Annotated in this window: 3 protein-coding genes; all 3 read right to left on the reverse strand. The window is 65.7% G+C overall.

From position 1 onward, the window contains the following. Positions 1 to 523 (reverse strand): tripartite tricarboxylate transporter permease (locus tag EOA60_RS30615; protein WP_206628325.1); only part of this gene is annotated, 523 nt, incomplete at its 3' end. A 5-nt stretch (positions 524 to 528) separates the two neighbouring features. Next, on the reverse strand, positions 529 to 1,065 hold the full coding sequence (locus EOA60_RS30620; RefSeq protein WP_067318841.1) for a tripartite tricarboxylate transporter TctB family protein: 537 nt from the start codon (positions 1,063 to 1,065) through the stop codon (positions 529 to 531). A gap of 120 nt (positions 1,066 to 1,185) precedes the next feature. Next, the coding region (locus tag EOA60_RS30625; RefSeq protein WP_164899672.1) for a tripartite tricarboxylate transporter substrate-binding protein at positions 1,186 to 2,027 on the reverse strand (842 nt) is incomplete at its 5' end.

Here is a 2,027-nt window from a genome sequence, read left to right on the forward strand (position 1 = left end):
CGAACAGGCTGGTAAGCCCACGCACAGAGGACGAGCCGAGCACCGCCGAAACGGTGATGAAGGCGAGCACCATCAGCGAGAAATATTCCGCCGGCCCGAAAGCCAGCGCCAGCTTGACCACGATCGGCGCCAGGAAGGCGACGCCCAGCGTGCCGAGGGTCCCGGCGACGAACGAGCCGATCGCGGAAGTCGCGAGCGCCGCGCCGCCGCGGCCCGAACGCGCCATCCGGTTGCCCTCGAGCGCGGTGACGATGGTGGCACTTTCGCCCGGTGTATTGAGCAGGATCGACGTCGTCGAGCCGCCATACATGGCCCCGTAATAGATGCCGGCAAACAGGATGAAGGAAGCTTCCGGCGCCACCTGGTAGGTGATCGGCAAAAGCAGCGCGATGGTCAGCGCCGGCCCGAGCCCGGGCAGCACGCCGATCGCGGTTCCGAGCGTCGTGCCGAGCAGGCACCACAAGAGATTGGTCGGCGTGAAGGCGACCGCAAATCCGTGCGCGAGATAACCGAGCGTGTCCATCGTCCTCAGCCCCTTCCCATGCCGACGAGGGCGCTGATCAACGCGTTGAGCTGGTTCTCGATCAGGCCGGCCCCGATGTTGACGCCGAGCGCTCTGGCGAATCCGAAATAGGCAGCCAGCGCCAAGATCAGGCCGAGCAGCGCATCGCGCAGCGGATGCCGGCTGCCGAAGCCGAAGCAGACCAGCACGAACATGATCACCGAGGCGGCTGTGAAGCCGAGCGGCTGGATCAGCACGAGATTGGCAACGAGCCCCGCGACCACGAAACCCATCGCCTTCCAATCGGTCGGCGTCTCCTTTTCCTCGTCCGGCTGCCAGCCGCCACGCAGGGCGGCAACGATGAGCAGCAGCGACAGGATCACCATGCCGGCCATGGTCATGTAGGGGAAGACCTTCGGGCCGACCTTGGAATAGAGCGGCGAAACCGGGATCGCCAGGGTCTGCCAGGCAACGGCCCCGGCGCAGGCAAGAAGCCCGACGCCGATCAGCAATTCGGGTATGGCAAGGCGCGGCGGTGACGCCTGCTGGTCGCTGGTGCTCATGATCTCCTCCCCGGAAGCCGGCCTTACACTGCCGGCTTCGCCGCAGTTTCATTGAACCGTCGCATGTCCGCTGTCTCGAAGAAGGCGATGCAGCCTCCTTCGAGATCAGGCAGGAGGCGATCAGGCGAGGCCGAGATCCTTGAGGATCGCGCCGATGCGTGTCGTGTCCTCGGCGACGAACTTGGCATAATCGTCGCCGGTCAGCAGAATCGGCGTCCAGTTGCGGTTCTTGCACTCGGTCGCCCAGGCCTCGCTCTTGGCCATGGTCTCGACCATCTTGATCATCGCCGCCTTGTCTTCGTCGGAAACGCCGGGAGGTGCAAAGACGCCGCGCCAGTTGAACAATTCGACGTCGATGCCGGCCTCTTTCAATGTCGGCGCGTCGATGCCTTCCTGGCGCTTGTCCGACGAGATCGCCAGCAGCCGGAGCGCGCCCGCCTTGACCTGCTCGGAGAATTCGCCGTAGCCGGAAATGCCGGCCGCGACCTGGTTGCCGAGCAGCGCCGACAGTGCCTCGCCGCCGCCGGCGAACGGCACATAGGACAGGTTGGCGGCAGGCACGCCGGCCGTCTTGGCGATCAGGCCGAAAAGGATGTGGTCGGAACCGCCGGCCGAACCGCCGGCCACCGGAACCTTCGTCGGATCCGCCTTCAGCGCCGCGACGAAATCATTGGCCGTCTTGAACGGCGAGGCTGCCGGCACCACCAGCGCCTCGAACTCGCCGGTGAGGCGCGCGATCGGCGTCACTTCGGTGAGATTGTTGGCGGCCTTGTTGGCGATGATGGCGCCAACCATGACCATGCCGGCAACCATCAGCGCGTTGCCCTTGCCCTTCCACTGGTTGACGAATTGCGGCAGGCCGACCGTGCCGCCGGCGCCGCCGACATTGGTGATCTGCGAGCCGGAGATCAGCTTTTCGGAGCGCAGCACCTGATCGATCGTGCGCGCGGCTGGGACCAGAC

It is taken from the genome of Mesorhizobium sp. M1A.F.Ca.IN.020.06.1.1, from assembly GCF_004023265.1.
Taxonomy (GTDB): domain Bacteria; phylum Pseudomonadota; class Alphaproteobacteria; order Rhizobiales; family Rhizobiaceae; genus Mesorhizobium.

Excerpts from the sequence above, each read along its gene's own strand:
- EOA60_RS30620 (WP_067318841.1), bottom strand. The coding sequence starts at position 1,065 with ATGAGCACCAGCGACCAGCAGGCGTCACCGCCGCGCCTTGCCATACCC.